General features: G+C 66.4%; 15 protein-coding genes. 10 read left to right on the top strand and 5 right to left on the bottom strand.

What is annotated here, in order from left to right; translation table 11 throughout:
• Nucleotides 1-67 precede the first annotated feature (67 nt).
• A complete protein-coding gene (locus E4487_RS22450; RefSeq protein ID WP_037052701.1) occupies nucleotides 68-1219 on the top strand; it encodes an MFS transporter in 1152 nt (383 codons plus the stop codon).
• Nucleotides 1220-1282: 63 nt separating this feature from the next.
• On the opposite strand, the gene E4487_RS22445 is transcribed toward E4487_RS22450, so the two are convergent.
• Nucleotides 1283-2707 (bottom strand): PLP-dependent aminotransferase family protein, encoded by a 1425-nt coding sequence (locus E4487_RS22445; protein ID WP_134677606.1) that lies wholly within the window; start codon nucleotides 2705-2707, stop codon nucleotides 1283-1285.
• 181 nt (nucleotides 2708-2888) lie between these two features.
• On the opposite strand from E4487_RS22445, the gene E4487_RS22440 reads away from it, so the two are divergent.
• Nucleotides 2889-3113: a DUF1127 domain-containing protein gene (locus E4487_RS22440; protein WP_037052706.1), complete on the top strand. Its 225-nt coding sequence runs from the start codon at nucleotides 2889-2891 to the stop codon at nucleotides 3111-3113.
• Nucleotides 3114-3145: 32 nt separating this feature from the next.
• Here the strand turns inward: E4487_RS22440 and E4487_RS22435 are convergent, their stop codons facing one another.
• A complete protein-coding gene (locus E4487_RS22435) occupies nucleotides 3146-4459 on the bottom strand; it encodes an FAD-binding oxidoreductase (RefSeq protein ID WP_175254428.1) in 1314 nt (437 codons plus the stop codon).
• Between the two features lie 148 nt (nucleotides 4460-4607).
• On the opposite strand from E4487_RS22435, the gene E4487_RS22430 reads away from it, so the two are divergent.
• On the top strand, nucleotides 4608-4961 hold the full coding sequence (locus tag E4487_RS22430) for a YkgJ family cysteine cluster protein (RefSeq protein WP_047588342.1): 354 nt from the start codon (nucleotides 4608-4610) through the stop codon (nucleotides 4959-4961).
• 194 nt (nucleotides 4962-5155) lie between these two features.
• On the opposite strand, the gene gcvA is transcribed toward E4487_RS22430, so the two are convergent.
• The gene (gene gcvA / locus E4487_RS22425; RefSeq protein ID WP_175254427.1) at nucleotides 5156-6073 is read right to left on the bottom strand and encodes a transcriptional regulator GcvA; all 918 of its coding nucleotides are present in this window, start codon (nucleotides 6071-6073) and stop codon (nucleotides 5156-5158) included.
• A 109-nt stretch (nucleotides 6074-6182) separates the two neighbouring features.
• Between gcvA and E4487_RS22420 the strand changes: the two genes are divergently transcribed.
• Nucleotides 6183-6782 (top strand): LysE family translocator, encoded by a 600-nt coding sequence (locus E4487_RS22420; RefSeq protein WP_175254426.1) that lies wholly within the window; start codon nucleotides 6183-6185, stop codon nucleotides 6780-6782.
• A gap of 57 nt (nucleotides 6783-6839) precedes the next feature.
• Here the strand turns inward: E4487_RS22420 and dadR are convergent, their stop codons facing one another.
• Complete coding sequence (gene dadR, locus E4487_RS22415; RefSeq protein ID WP_037052716.1) at nucleotides 6840-7328, bottom strand: transcriptional regulator DadR; 489 nt, start codon at nucleotides 7326-7328, stop codon at nucleotides 6840-6842.
• A 157-nt stretch (nucleotides 7329-7485) separates the two neighbouring features.
• Here dadR and dadA point away from each other — a divergent pair, with 157 nt between their 5' ends.
• From dadA to E4487_RS22385, 6 genes are all read left to right on the top strand, one after another.
• Nucleotides 7486-8784 (top strand): D-amino acid dehydrogenase, encoded by a 1299-nt coding sequence (gene dadA, locus E4487_RS22410; protein ID WP_037052717.1) that lies wholly within the window; start codon nucleotides 7486-7488, stop codon nucleotides 8782-8784.
• Between the two features lie 39 nt (nucleotides 8785-8823).
• Nucleotides 8824-9171 carry a RidA family protein gene (locus E4487_RS22405; RefSeq protein WP_017361197.1) on the top strand — a complete coding sequence of 116 codons (348 nt, stop codon included), beginning with the start codon at nucleotides 8824-8826 and terminating at the stop codon, nucleotides 9169-9171.
• 185 nt (nucleotides 9172-9356) lie between these two features.
• Nucleotides 9357-10430, top strand: coding sequence for an alanine racemase (gene alr / locus E4487_RS22400; RefSeq protein ID WP_175254425.1), 1074 nt, complete (start codon nucleotides 9357-9359; stop codon nucleotides 10428-10430).
• 159 nt (nucleotides 10431-10589) lie between these two features.
• Nucleotides 10590-11138 (top strand): cupin domain-containing protein, encoded by a 549-nt coding sequence (locus E4487_RS22395; RefSeq protein ID WP_037052720.1) that lies wholly within the window; start codon nucleotides 10590-10592, stop codon nucleotides 11136-11138.
• 113 nt (nucleotides 11139-11251) lie between these two features.
• Nucleotides 11252-11674, top strand: a complete 423-nt coding sequence (locus E4487_RS22390) for a cytochrome c5 family protein (protein WP_037052724.1) — start codon at nucleotides 11252-11254, stop codon at nucleotides 11672-11674.
• A gap of 126 nt (nucleotides 11675-11800) precedes the next feature.
• Nucleotides 11801-13954: an acetyl-CoA hydrolase/transferase family protein gene (locus E4487_RS22385; RefSeq protein ID WP_175254424.1), complete on the top strand. Its 2154-nt coding sequence runs from the start codon at nucleotides 11801-11803 to the stop codon at nucleotides 13952-13954.
• Here E4487_RS22385 and E4487_RS22380 read toward each other — a convergent pair.
• Entirely contained in the window at nucleotides 13951-14523 is a 573-nt protein-coding gene (locus E4487_RS22380) for a xanthine phosphoribosyltransferase (protein ID WP_037052729.1), read from the bottom strand. The genes E4487_RS22385 and E4487_RS22380 overlap by 4 nt on opposite strands.
• Nucleotides 14524-14550: the final 27 nt, after the last annotated feature.

Raw genomic sequence — 14550 nt, 5'->3', positions numbered from 1 at the left:
GCGGCCGGACTCCCTGCGGAGTCCGGCCGTTGTCTTTGCAACGGCTCGGCAACCAAGGAAGTGAGTCATGCGTTGGGGCACCTATTTCGCCGTCTGTTCGGCGGTCATCAGCATCGGCCTGGCACTGGGCGTGACCATGCCTCTGGTCTCGCTGCGCCTGGAGAGCTGGGGCTACGATTCCTTCGCCATCGGCGTGATGGCCGCGACACCGGCGGTCGGCGTTCTGCTCGGTGCTTCGCTGGCCGGGCGCCTGGCCGCGCGCTTCGGCACCACCGCACTGATGCAGGCGTGCCTGCTGCTCGGTGCGCTGTCGGTGGCCCTGCTGGCGCTGGTGCAGAGCTACGCGGTATGGGTGGCGCTGCGCCTGTTCATCGGCGTGGCGCTGACCGTGGTGTTCATCCTGGGCGAGAGCTGGATCAACCAGCTCGCCGTGGAGAAGTGGCGCGGGCGCCTGGTGGCCCTGTATGGCACCGGCTATGCCCTCAGCCAGCTCAGCGGCCCGCTGCTGCTCACGGCCCTGGGCACGGATACCGATAGCGGCTTCTGGACCGGCGTCGGCCTGCTCATCGGCGGCTCGCTGATCCTGCTGGGCCGCAGCGGGGCGCCGCGAGTGGATGCACACAGCGCCTCGGGGCGCGGCCTGGCGGTGTTCTGCCGGAAGATGCCGGCGATCGCCTGGGCGGTGATGCTGTTCGCCGCGTTCGAGGCGATGATGCTGACCCTGCTGCCGGTCTACGGCCTGCGCCAGGGCTTCACCCAGGAAGTGGCCCTGTTCATGGTCAGCGTGGTGGTGGTCGGTGACGCGGTGCTGCAGTTGCCGATCGGCTGGCTGGCCGATCGCATTTCGCGGCAGTTGCTGTTCCGCTGCTGCGGCCTGGTGCTGCTGGTGTCCAGCCTGGCGATTCCGGCCCTGCTGCATACCGCGCTGATCTGGCCGTTGCTGGTGGCGTTCGGCGCCAGCGCCGGCGGCCTGTTCACCCTGTCGCTGATCCTGATCGGCGAGCGCTACCGTGATGACGAACTGGTACGGGCCAACGCCCATGTCGCGCAGCTGTGGGGCATCGGCTGCCTGATCGGGCCGCTGACCACCGGCGCGGTCAGCCAGTGGATCAGTGGCCATGCCTTGCCCTTGCTGATGGCGACCGGCGCAGCCGTCTTCGTCGTCCTGGCCTGGCGCGACGAGGGCTTGTCGGCCGCGCCGGCCGAAGGGCACTCCTAGCGCGCAGCCAGCAGCAGGGCACGCAGACGCAACGGGCGCACGCCGGCCTTTGCAGGCCAAGGCTCAGTCGCTCAGTTCGCTCAGCAACTCGCTGATGGTCGCGCCGATCTGCCGCACCGCCGCCTCGATGGCCTCGCTGGGTGGTTCGGCGTAGTTCAGGCGGATGCAGTTGCGGTACTTGCCGGCTGCGGAAAAGATGCTGCCCGGCGCGATCTGGATCTTGTGCGGCAGCAGGGCGCGGTTGAGCTTCTGGCTGTCGAAGCCCTGCGGCATCTCCACCCAGAGCATGAAGCTGCCCTGGGGGCGGCTGACCCGCGTGCCGGCCGGGAAATAGCGGCTGACCCAATCCACCATCAGGTCGCGGCTGCGCAAATACTGCGCGCGCATGCGCCGCAGGTGGGGCTCGTAGTGGCCGTCACGCAGGTACTCGGCGACGGCCACCTGCGGCAGCTGGGCGGTGCTGCCGGTGCCCAGATACTTCATGTGCACCACCTGCTCCAGGTAGCGTCCCGGGGCGATCCAGCCGACCCGCAGGCCGGGTGCCAGGGTCTTGGAGAAGGAACTGCAGAACAGCACGCGGCCGTCCTCGTCGTAGGACTTGATGCTGCGCGGGCGCGGATAACTGTAAGCGAGGTCGGCGTAGACATCGTCCTCGATGATGGCCACGTCGAAGCGTTGCGCCAGGGCGACCAGGGCACGCTTGTTGGCCTCGGGCATGATGTAGCCGAGCGGGTTGTTGCAGTTCGGCGTGAGCTGGATGGCCTTGATCGGCCACTGCTCGAGCGCCATTTCCAGAGCTTCCAGGTTGATCCCGGTCAGCGGGTCGGTGGGCAGCTCCAGCGCCTTCATGCCGAAGCCCTTGAGGGCCTGCATCACGCCGTGGAAGCTCGGCGAGTCGACGGCGACGATATCGCCGGGCTGGCAGATGGCACGCACCGCCGCCGAGAGCGCTTCATGGCAGCCGGTGGTGATCACCAGGTCCTCCGCCGCCACCTGGCAGCCGGAGTCGAGCATCAGCCGGGCGACCTGCTCACGCAGGCGGTTGTCACCGCGTATGCCGCCGTAGGTGAGGATGTCCGGGTCCTGGCGACGGGCCTGGCGGGACAGGTTGCGCAGTAGCGGTTTCAGTGTCGGGCTGCTGATGTCGGGCCGGCCGCGACCGAGCTGCAGGATGTCGTGCTGCGGGGAGCTGCTGATCAGCTCCAGCACGTGGTCCCACTGCGAGACCTCCACCGGCCGCTGCGCCGCACGGATGATCTGTGGCAGCGCCGGCACCTGGCGTTCCAGCGGCACGAAATAACCGGACTTCGGCCGTGGCGCGGCCAGGCCCATGTCTTCCAGGTGGCGGTAGGCCTGCTGCACCGTGCTGAGGCTGACGCCGTGTTCCTGGCTCAGGCTGCGCACCGAGGGCAGGCGGTCACCGGGGCGGTAGAGGCCCTGTTCGATGCGTGTGCCCAGCAGTTGGGCCAGGTTCATGTACAGCGTCATGACAGTTACCCGGAAAACTCAGACTGTGTGGTTTGACCAGTACAGATTCGCGCAGAAAATCCAATTCAGCCGGAATCGAGCGGAATCTGTATGGAGTTAATAAGAGTTTTTTGAATCTGTCATGTATTTTCTGACAGCGGCATCCTGATCTCCCATGACAGAAGGCAACGGGAGCATGACGATGACCAGTTTCAGCAAGACAGACCTCGCAGCTGCGAGCGGGCCCGTTCGCAGTGCGGCCGAGCCGCGCGCGACCCGCTACTTCGGGCGCAACTGGCCGGCCTTCTGGCGTCGTCTGAACACCCGCGGCATGCTGCGCAAGCTCAACGACCAGCAACTGCGCGACATCGGCCTCACTCGCGCGCAGGCCGAGCGCGAGGTCTGCCTGCCGTTCTGGAAGCTGTAGCCCGACCGCTGCAGGCGCGGCTGCCGCCGTGCCTACAGCAGCTCTTTCAGGCGGTGCCAGGCCATGCCCAGGGCCAGGAGTGGCGAACGCAGATGCTTGCCACCCGGGAAGGTCATGTGCGGTACCTGGGCGAACAGGTCGAAGCCCTGGCTGGCTTGGCCGGCGATGGCTTCGGCGAGCAGCTTGCCGGCCAGGTGCGTGGCGTTGACGCCGTGGCCGGCATAGGCCTGAGCATGGAACACGTTGGGCTGATCCTTGAGGCGACCGACCTGCGGCAGGCGATTGGCGCCGATGCCGATCATGCCGCCCCACTGATAGTCGATGCGCACGTTGGCCAGTTGCGGGAACACCTTGAGCATCTTCGGCCGCATGTAGCCGGCGATGTCCGCCGGGTCGCGTCCGGAGTAGTGGCAGGCGCCACCGAACAGCAGGCGGCGGTCGGCCGAGAGACGGTAGTAGTCCACGGTCACGCGCTGGTCGCACAGCGCCATGTTCTGCGGAATCAGCTCACGGGCCTGCTCCTCGGACAGCTGCTCGGTGGCGATGATGTAGCTGCCGGCCGGCAGCACCTTGCCGCTGAGGCTCGGGTTGAGTCCGTTGATGTAGGCGTTGCAGGCCAGCACCAGGAAGCGTGCGCGAACCTGGCCCTGCGCGGTGTGCACGCGCACCTCGTTGCCATAGTCGATGCGGGTGACCGGCGACTCCTCGAACAGCTGCACGCCCAGCGACTGCGCCGCGGCGGCTTCGCCGAGCGCCAGGTTGAGCGGGTGCAGGTGGCCTGAACCCATGTCGATCATGGCGCCGTGGTAGTTGCGGGAGCCGACCACCTCATGGATGCGCTCCGGCGCGACCAGGCGCAGCTCGTGGCGGTAGCCGAGGCTTTCCAGCTCGGCCTTGTCCTCGGCGAAACCGTCGAGATGGGCCGGCTTGTTGGCCAGGTCGCAGTAGCCCCAGGTCAGGTCGCAGTCGATCTGGAAGCGCTCGACACGCTCGCGCACGATCTCCACCGCCTCCAGGCCCATCAGCTTGAACTGGCGCACGCCTTCCTTGCCCACCACCGACTCGAACTGCTCGACGTCATGGCCCACGCCGCGAATCAGTTGCCCGCCGTTGCGCCCGCTGGCGCCCCAGCCGATCCTGCGTGCCTCCAGCAGTGCCACCGACAGGCCTTTCTGGGCCAGCTCGATGGCGGTGTTCAGGCCGCTGAAGCCGCCGCCGACGATGCACACATCTACCTGCAGCTCACCGCCCAGGGGCGGGTAGGCCTGCTGGCGATTGACGCTGGCGGCGTAGTAGGAAGCGGCATGCTGTGGGCTGTGGACGGGCTGTTGAACGCGGGCGTTCATGTGCGAAATCCTGATTTTGGTGTGTGGAAAATTTAACGCAGGATAAGCGCGTGATCCGCCCGACGCCAAGAGGCAAGCGGAAAAAAGCAGGATTTATCGGCGGGCCGGGCGCTGTAGACTGTGCCCTTCGTTCCCCGGATGCCCAGGCATGAGCTGCACTGACCGCAAGATAGACTACCTGCGCCGACAGATTCCGCGCTTCGACTGCGTGCCGGGCTGTCACGACTGCTGCGGGCCGGTCACCGCATCGTCGCAGGAGCTGGCGCGCCTGCCGGTGAAGAGCGATGCCGAACATGAGGCGGCGCTGGCCGAGTACAACTGCGTACACCTGGGGCCCAATGGCTGTGAAGTGTATGACCAGCGCCCGCTGATCTGCCGTCTGTTCGGCACCACGCCGAACCTGCCGTGCCCGCATGGGCGTGCCCCCGAGCAGCCCATCGAGCCGGCCATGGAGCAGCAGGTACACCGCCTGATCGCCAGCACGCGGCAGCGACTGCTGTAGGGAACACTTGGGCTCGGGGCGAAAAGTCGTCGAGCTAAAGTCAGGCAATCGCGATGGCGGCCCCGCGCAATTGCCCGAGGAAGCGCAGTCTGCGTGCTGTGAACGAGCATTCTGAGCGCGTCTCAACGCAGCATCATTTTCGTGCAAAGCCTGGCTCGCCAGGCCAGCTCCCTGGCGTACGCTGGCGCTGGCAGTTAATGCTCGGCCAGAACCTGTTCCAGGGCTGCGCGTTCCGCCTGCGCAGTGGCGCATATCCACTCCCTCACCGCGGTGATGGCCGGGTTCGCGTCATGGCGCGCTGGCCAGACCAGCCAGTAGGCGTAGTCGTTGGGAATCCGTAGCTGCGGGCAGGGCATGAGCAGACGCCCGGCGCGCAAGTCGCCCGCCGCCAGAAACAGGCGCCCCAGCGCGATGCCCTGTCCGTCGGCGGCAGCCTGGAGGGCGAGGGCGGAATCGCTCAGGTTTAATCCGGCGGGCACCGCCAGGTCAGGGTGACCGGCAGCGCTGAACCAGCGGCTCCAGTTTCCTTTCGGGGTGTCGTGCAGCAGGCGATGACCCAGCAGGTCGGCGGGGGTGCAGGGCGTTGGCAGGGCCTGCCGCTGGGCCGGGCTGCACACCGGGCTCAGGGTTTCCGTGGCCAGCAAGGCACTGTTCAGGCCGGCCCAACCGCCGGGGCCTGACCTCAAACCGAGGTCGAAACGGTTGTCCTTGCCATCCCACAGCTCGGCGGTGGTGGTCAGTTGCAGGTCGATCTCCGGGTGGGCGGCCTGGAGCGCCGGAAGGTGCGGCATCAGCCAGCGTGAGGCCAGCGACGGCAGTACGCTCATCCGCACCGGGCCATTGGCTGGGCGCCGGGCCGTGGCGCTGGCAGCGGCGATACGGTCCAGCGCCGGCGTCAGGTCGTTCAGGTAGGCGGCCCCTGTAGGAGTCAGGGCCAGCACCCGGCCTCGCCGTTCGAACAGGGGTTGGCCCAACCATTCCTCCAGCAGGCGTACCTGATGGCTGATGGCGGCCTGGGTCACCGCCAGTTCATCGGCGGCACGGGTGAAATGCAGGTGGCGGGCGGCAGCTTCGAATGCGCGGACTGCTCCCAGCGGCGGCAGACGGCGCATGAGCCTCTTCCATTAGCTGTATTTATCCAATGGCCGAGATTAGATCATTTCCCCGCCGCTGAAAACGCCGGTTAACTCTCTGAAATCGTTCGATAAATGAGAGGGTGTCATGGCACTTGAGCTGGTTGCGGTGTTTCTCGGGTTTGCGGTACCGATGGTCATCAGTCCGGGGCCGGGGAACACGGTGCTGGCCCTGTCCGGTGCTCGTTTCGGGGTGCGGGGTACCGGGCTGTTCTGGTTGGGGTTCGAGATCGGCAATGTGCTGCTGTGCCTGCTCTACGGCCTGGGTTTCGGAGCCCTGCTCCTGGAGTACCCGCAGAGCCATACGCTGATGCTGTGGGCGGGGGCGGCCTACGTGCTGTATCTGGCCTGGGGCTTCTTCCGTTCCGCAGCACCTGGCGCCAAGCCCCAGACGGTGGAGCGCATGGGGCTGGTCAGCGGCATCGTCGCCGTGCTGCTGAACGTCAAGATCCACTCGATGGTGGCGGTCATGTTCGCCCAGTTCCTGCAGCCGGATCGGGCACTGGCGCCTCAGGTGCTGCTGCTGACGGGCGCCTTTCTGCTGGTGGGCATCGTCTGCCACTTCCCGTGGATCTACGGTGGGCAACTGATTCTGGGGCGCTTCACCTCGGACCAGGCATTAAGGATACAGGGGCGGGTCTTCGGCGGCCTGATGGTCGCGGTGGCGGTGCATATGCTCTGGGTCTGAGCGACGCCTGGCCGTTCAGCGTCGCTCCCGTCGCCTGCGGGGCCCTGTCCCGCAGGGCTATTCCGGTACGGGCAGCTGCAGCGACTCTTTCACCTCTTCCATGACGATATAGCTCTTCGATTCGCGCACGTGCGGCAACTTGAGCAGGATGTCGCCGAGCAGCTTGCGGTAGCTGGCCATCTCGTTGATGCGTGCCTTCACCAGGTAGTCGAAGTCGCCGGAAACCAGGTGGCACTCCAGCACGTGCGGCAGCTTGAGCACCGCGCGGCGGAACTCCTCGAAGGTGTCGCCGGACTTGTAGTCCAGGCTGATCTCGACGAATACCAGCAGGCTGGCCTTGAGGTTCTGCGGGTTGAGGCGGGCGTGGTAGCCCATGATGATGCCTTCGCGCTCCAGGCGGCGTACGCGCTCGGTGCAGGGAGTGGTCGACAGCCCCACGCGCTCGCCCAGTTCGGTGAAACTGATGCGCCCATCCTCCTGCAGGATGCGCAGGATGTTGCGGTCGATCTTGTCCAGTTCACGACGGCTTTGATGCTGGGTTCTCATGGGGAATCCGCCTCTGTAAAACGGCTTTTTGCCAAGAATTCTCGCCAAATATAGCTGTGTATATGGTGAAAAGCACTGCACGGCTCTTCCTATACTGCGCCCATCGACAACTCTGGTCCGTTACGTCCGTATCTCAAGGTGCGGCGGGGAGAAAAGCATGCGTGTTCTGGTTCTCGGCAGCGGTGTGATTGGTACCGCCAGTGCATACTACCTGGCCCGTCAGGGCTTCGAGGTGGTAGTGGTCGATCGCCAGGACGGCCCGGCGCTGGAGACCAGCTTCGCCAACGCTGGCCAGGTGTCTCCCGGCTATGCCTCGCCCTGGGCGGCCCCGGGCGTACCGCTGAAAGCCATCAAGTGGCTGCTGCAGAAACACGCGCCGCTGGCGATCAAGGCCACCGGCGACGTCGACCAGTACCTGTGGATGGCGCAGATGCTGCGCAACTGCACCGCCAGCCGCTATGCGGTGAACAAGGAGCGCATGGTGCGTCTGTCCGAGTACAGCCGCGACTGCCTCGACGAGCTGCGTGCCGAGACCGGCATCGCCTACGAAGGCCGTCAGTTCGGCACCACCCAGCTGTTCCGCACCCAGGCCCAGGTCGATGCCGCCGCCAAGGACATCGCCGTGCTGGAAGCCTCCGGCGTGCCTTACGAACTGCTCGACCGTGATGCCATCGCTCGCGTCGAACCGGCGCTGGCTGGCGTCAAGCACAAGCTGGCCGGTGCCCTGCGCCTGCCCAACGACCAGACCGGCGACTGCCAGATGTTCACCAACAAACTGGCGGACATGGCCAAGGCGCTCGGCGTCGAGTTCCGCTTCGGCCAGAACATCCAGCGCCTGGACGCCGTGGGCGACCGCATCAACGGCGTATGGATCGACGGCAAGCTGGAAACCGCCGACCGCTACGTGCTGGCTCTCGGCAGCTACAGCCCGCAGCTGCTCAAGCCGCTGGGCGTGCGTGCGCCGGTCTACCCGCTCAAGGGCTATTCGCTGACCGTGCCGATCGTCAACGCGGACATGGCGCCGAAGTCGACCATTCTTGACGAGACCTACAAGGTCGCCATCACCCGTTTCGACAACCGTATCCGTGTCGGCGGCATGGCCGAGATCGCCGGCTTTGACCTGTCGCTCAACCCGCGTCGCCGTGAAACCCTGGAGATGATCACCGCCGATCTGTACCCGGAAGGCGGCGACCTGCAGCGTGCCGACTTCTGGACCGGCCTGCGCCCGGCGACCCCGGACGGCACGCCCATCGTCGGGGCCACGGCCTACCGCAACCTGTTCCTCAACACCGGGCACGGCACCCTGGGCTGGACCATGGCCTGCGGCTCCGGTCGCCTGCTCGCCGACCTGATGGCCAACAAGCGCCCGCAGATCAGCGCCGACGGCCTGGATATCTCGCGTTATTCGCGCAAGGCCCGCGAAGTGCACGGTGAGCCGCAGCCGCTGCGGACCTGATAGCCTCTGCGTTTTTGCAATCCAAGGAGTTCTACCCTTATGTCGATCCAGCGCCTGCACGTGGCCAAACGCTACAGCGAAGTGGTGATCCACAACGGCACCATCTACCTCGCTGGCCAACTGGCTGACGACTTCGATGGCGACATCCGCGAGCAGACCCGGCAGACCCTGGCCAACATCGACAAGATGCTGGCCGAGGGTGGCAGCGACAAGAGCAAGATCCTCTCGCTGACCATCTTCATCAAGGACATGGCCGACTATGACGGCCTCAACGCCGAGTACGACGCCTGGGTCGCGGACGGCCACGCGCCGGCGCGCGCCTGCGTCGAGGCGAAGATGTACAAGCCCGAAGTGCTGGTGGAAATGTGCGTGGTGGCTGCCGTCTGAGGCAGCCGCTCTGCGGACCCCGATTTGTGTTGGCTTTTCACCCGGCTCCCCTGCCGGGTTTTTTTTGCGACCGGCGCGGCGAGAGCAACGACGCTCCCGGTCGCGTTGAATGACGATGCGCGCCTCGCATTGCCGGGGCTGCGCGTCCCCTATCGCCTCGGCGAACGACTGAGAGACAAGCAACCATGCGCCCTGCCCGTGCCCTGATCGACCTCGACGCCCTGCGTCACAACTACCAACTGGCCCGTGAGTTGAGTGGCGCCCAGGCCCTTGCCGTGGTCAAGGCCGATGCCTACGGGCATGGCGCGGTGCGTTGCGCTGAAGCGCTGGGGGATCTGGCCGACGGCTTTGCCGTGGCCTGCATCGAGGAGGCGCTGGTGCTGCGCGAAGCCGGCGTGCGTGCGCCGATCCTGCTGCTCGAAGGCTTCTTCGAGGCCGACGAGCTGGCGCTGATCGATCAGCATCAGCTGTGGTGCGTCGTCCACGCGCAATGGCAGCTCGAAGCCATCGAGCAGGCGCGCCTGAGCCAGCCGCTGACCGTCTGGCTCAAGCTCGACAGCGGCATGCACCGCGTCGGCCTGCACCCGGCCGAGTACCAGGCCGCCTACCGTCGCCTGCTGGCCAGCGGCAAGGTCAGCAAGATCGTGCTGATGAGCCACTTCGCCCGTGCCGACGAGCCGGCGTGCCCGCGCACGACCGAGCAGCTGGCAACCTTCCAGCAGGCCCGCGAAGGTCTCGCGGCGGAAGTCAGCCTGCGCAACTCGCCGGCCGTGCTCGGCTGGCCGCAGGTGCCAAGCGACTGGGTGCGTCCGGGCATCATGCTGTACGGCGCGACGCCGTTCGAGGACGCCCAGGAGCAGGCGGCGCGGTTGCAGCCGGTGATGACCCTGGAGTCGAAGGTCATCAGCGTGCGCGAACTGCCGGCCGGCGAGCCGGTGGGCTACGGTGCGCGCTTCGTCGCCGAGCGGCCGACGCGCGTCGGTGTGGTCGCCATGGGCTATGCCGACGGCTACCCGCGCCATGCGCCGAGCGGTACGCCGGTGGCGGTGGACGGCCAGCTGACGCGCCTGATCGGGCGCGTGTCGATGGACATGCTGACCGTGGACCTCACCGACCTGCCTCAGGCCGGCCTGGGCAGCCGCGTCGAACTGTGGGGCAAGCAGGTGCTGGCCAGCGACGTGGCGCTGGCGGCGGACAGCATTCCCTACCAGATCTTCTGCAACCTGCGACGGGTTCCCCTGCTCTACAGCGGGCGCTGAGCGGCAGGCGCCGCGCCCGAGCAAGGCGCTGGCTGATGGGCCTCGGGGCGAGTGCGGATGAGTGGTGTGGGCGAGGATGAACGCAAGTGTTGTAAATTCCGAACGCTATGCCATGATACGGACACTTTTTCGCACCATACCCAAGGGGGGACTCCAGCATTGGACGTCGGCGTTCGACTGCAATCGATTCGTAAGCTCAAAGGCCTTTCCCAGCGTGAACTCGCCAAGCGGGCGGGGGTCACCAACAGCACCATCTCGATGATCGAGAAGAACAGTGTGAGCCCTTCCATCAGCTCGCTGAAGAAGGTGCTTGGCGGCATTCCCATGTCGCTCGTGGAGTTCTTCTCGCTCGACCTCGAGCAGGAGAACCAGACCCAGGTGGTCTACCGGGCATCCGAGCTGACCGACATCTGCAGCGGCGCCATCACCATGAAGCTGATCGGCAAGGCCCACCCCGGCCGCGCCATCGCCTTCCTGGACGAAACCTACCCGGCGGGCACCGACACCGGTGACGAGATGTACGCCCACGAGGGTGAAGAGGCCGGCATGCTGGTAGAGGGCAAGCTGGAACTGACCGTCGGCAACGAGGTGTTCGTGCTCGAAGCCGGTGACAGCTATTACTTCGAAAGCAGCAAGCCGCATCGCTTCCGCAACCCGTTCGACCAGCCGGCACGGCTGATCAGCGCCACGTCCCCGGCGAACTTCTGATCGACGACACTGCGACAATCTGGGTTGTTTCGGCCTGGGCTGCTTGCCGTTATACTGTCGCCCGCTCGCGAAACCGTGGCCGCGGGCGTGACTAGCCACGAAGAGGGTGTACCGTGAATCTGATGAAGAAAATGCTGGCAGTACCGGCTGCCGTATTGGCCCTGTGGGCAGTGACTGCTCAGGCCACGACCGATGAAGCTATCGCCGAGCGCCTGAAGCCGGTGGGCGAAGTGTGCATCATGGGTGAAGAGTGCAAGGGCGTCGAAACCGTGGCGGCCTCCGCCGGCGGTGGTGCGCGCACTGCTGACGACATCATCGCCAAGCACTGCAATGCCTGCCATGGCACTGGCGTGCTGGGCGCGCCGAAGATCGGCGATAGCGCTGCCTGGAAAGAGCGTGCCGACCACCAGGGTGGTCTCGACGGCATCCTGGCCAAGGCCATTTCCGGCATCAACGCCATGCCGCCGAAGGGCACCTGCGCCGACTGCTCGGACGACGAGCTGCGTGCTGCGATCCAGAAGATGTCCGGTCTGTAAGACTCGCTTCTTCCATGAAAAAACCGCCTTCAGGGCGGTTTTTTCGTTTCTGCCGGCGCGATGCAACCATGCCGGCGACGACAGAGTCCAAGCTGCATTCGCCATGGATGTCGTGAGGAGCGCCAGATGCCGCACAGCTGTACCCTCGAGCAAGCCGTCGACCGTGTACTGAACGCGATCGATGGCCCCATCCATCTCGGCCTGCCGCTGGGGCTGGGCAAGCCCAATCGCTGGGTCAATGCACTCTATGCGCGGGTGCGGCAGATGCCCGAGCGCCAGCTGACCATCTACACCGCACTGTGTCTGGCGCGCCCGCGTGCCGGGCAGGCGTTGCAGCAGCGCTTTCTCGAGCCGTTCGTGGCGCGGGTCTTCGGCGACTATCCCGAGCTGGAGTTCCTGGCCGACCTGCACGGCGGCAGCCTGCCCGCCAATGTCAGGGTCGAGCAGTTCTTCTTCCAGCCGGGCAGCCTGCTCGAATGCGAGCCGGCGCAGCAGGACTACATCAGCAGCAACTACAGCCACGTCGCCCGTGACCTCAATGCCAAGGGGCTGAACGTGGTCGCCCAGCTGGTCGCCGCCGACGCCGGGCAGCCCGAGCACTTCAGCCTGAGCTGCAACCCGGACGTGACCCTCGACCTGCTGCCGCTGCTAGAGCGGCGCCGCGCCGCTGGCGAGACGGTGCTCAGCGTGGCCCAAGTGCATGTCGACCTGCCGTTCATGAGCGGTGACGCCCTGGTGCCGCGTGACACCTTCGACATCCATGTCGCCGAAGACGAGCGCACGACGCTGTTCTCCACGCCGAACATGCCGGTATCGCTGCAGGATCACTGCATCGGGCTGCTGGCCAGCAGCCTGGTGCGCGATGGCGGCACCCTGCAGATCGGCATCGGCTCGATGGGCGATGCCCTGACGGCGGCGCTGATGACGCGGCAGGACGACAACGCCGGCTACCGGGCGCTGCTGCAGGCGCTGGGCGGCGCTACGTGGGCGGCGGAGATCGCCGCCAACGGCGGCCTGGAGCCGCTCGAGCAGGGCCTCTACGGCTGCAGCGAAATGTTCGTCAACGGCCTGCTGGCGCTGGCCGAAGCCGGCCTGGTCAGGCGTCCGGTCTACCCGGATCTGCGCCTGCAGCGTCTCGCCGACAACGCCGCGCTGGACGAGCAGGGCCGCCCGCACAGTGTCCAGGCGCTGCTCGCTGGCGGGCTGCCGGCGCAGCTGGGCGCGGCCGATCTGGACTGGCTGCTCGCCTGCGGTCTGCTGCAGGGCGAGGTGCGTTGGCAGGCCGGGCGCCTGCACCTGCCCGACGGCAGCTGGGTGGCGGCCGACCTGGACGATCCGCACACCCGCGCTTGCCTGCACCCCTATCTGGGCCGTGCCAGCGGCGGCGTGGTGCTGCATGGCGGCTTCTTTCTCGGCCCCGGCAGCTTCTACCGGCGCCTGCGCGAGCTGGACGACGTCGGGCGGCAACGCTTCGCCATGACCGGCATTCGCTACATCAACGAACTGTACGGTCAGGAGGCGCTGAAGCGCCTGCAGCGCCGCGATGCGCGCTTCATCAACACGGTGTTCACCATGACCCTGCTGGGTGCCGGCGTCGCCGACCAGCTGGAGGATGGCCGAGTGCTCAGTGGCGTGGGCGGGCAATACAACTTCGTCGCCCAGGCACATGCGCTGGAAGACGCGCGCTCGATCCTGCTGCTGCGCAGCTGGCGCGAGTCGGGTGGCGAACTCAGCTCCAATCTGGTCTGGGAATATGGCCATGCCACCATCCCCCGGCACCTGCGCGACATGGTGGTGACCGAGTACGGCATCGCCGACCTGCGCGGCAAGACCGACTCCCAGGTGATCGAGGCACTGCTGAAGATCAGCGACTCACGCTTCCAGCCGCAGTTGATCGAGCAGGCGCAGCAGGCCGGCAAGCTGCCCGAGGACTTTCGCCTGGACGAGCGTTTCACCCGCAACCTGCCCGAGCGCCTGGAGGCGCTCCGCGAGCAGCACGCCGCGCTGTTCGCCGAATACCCGCTGGGCAGCGACTTCAGCGAGGTGGAGCAGGACCTGCTGCGCGCCCTGAACTGGCTCAAGCGCACACTGCGCCTGAGCGAGGTGCTGGAGCTGGGTAAGGCGACGCTCGATGCGCCGGAGCCGGAGGCCTACCCCGAGCACCTGCGGCGCATGGGGCTGGAGGCGCCGGATGGCGTGCGCGAGGCCCTGTATCAGCGTTTGCTGCTGGCGGGCCTGCAGGCGAGCGGCGCCGGCGAGGCCGGGCCGCGTTCGACCTAGTCGAGGAAGCGCACCTGGCCGTTCTCCAGCGCGGCGACGCGGGCCAGCGACTCGACGCGATAGCCTTCGCTCTGCAGCAGGTTGCGGCCTTCCTGGAAGGACTTCTCGATGACGATGCCGATGCCCGCGACCTGGGCGCCGGCCTGCTGGATCAGGTCGATCAGCGCCTTGGCGGCGTGGCCGTTGGCGAGGAAGTCGTCGATCACCAGCACCTTGTCGGCCGCGGTCAGGTGACGTGCGGAAATGGCGATGGTGCTCTCGGTCTGCTTGGTGAAGGAAAACACCTTGGAGATCAGCAGGTCGTCCTTGAGCGTCAGCGACTGGAACTTGCGAGCGAAGATCACCGGGATGCCCAGCTCCAGGCCGGCCATCACCGCCGGGGCGATCCCCGACGCCTCGATGGTGACGATCTTGGTGATGCCCTGGCCCTTGAAGCGCTCGGCGAACTCGTGGCCGACCTGCTTCATCAGCAGCGGGTCGATCTGGTGGTTGAGAAAGGCATCGACCTTGAGCACCTGCTCCGACAGTACGATGCCTTCTTCGCGAATCTTCTGTTTCAGCGCTTCCACGCGGTTTCCTCTCAGATGAACGTAGCC

It is taken from the genome of Pseudomonas sp. BMW13, from assembly GCF_013357275.1.
Taxonomy (GTDB): Bacteria; Pseudomonadota; Gammaproteobacteria; order Pseudomonadales; family Pseudomonadaceae; genus Aquipseudomonas; species Aquipseudomonas khazarica.
The sequence above is the reverse complement of the archived record's forward strand: the minus strand, read 5'-3'. Positions and strand labels throughout refer to the sequence as shown.